Genomic DNA, 286 nt, shown 5'->3' on the forward strand with positions numbered 1-286 from the left:
TTGCATTATTGCTTTGGTGGGCGAAAACATGAAAAATCACCAAGGTTTAAGCGGAAGAATGTTCAGCACTTTAGGAAAAAACAACGTAAACATTCGCGCCATCGCGCAAGGTGCTTCTGAACGTAATATTTCGACTGTAATTAACGAAAGAGACGTTAAAAAAGCATTGAATACGCTTCACGAAAACTTCTTTGAAGAAAACACAAAACAGCTGAATTTATTTGTAATGGGAGTTGGAAATGTGGGTGAAAAATTCATCGAACAGATTCACAATCAAAGAAAATTC

1 protein-coding gene is annotated in these 286 nt (G+C 36.4%); it reads left to right on the plus strand.

Features of this window, described 5'->3' with window-relative positions; all coding sequences use genetic code 11:
• Positions 1-286, plus strand: a 286-nt coding sequence (locus ACWA1B_RS22520) for an ACT domain-containing protein (protein WP_456910825.1), incomplete at both ends; no start/stop codon positions are given.

This window comes from Flavobacterium xizangense (assembly GCF_054075145.1).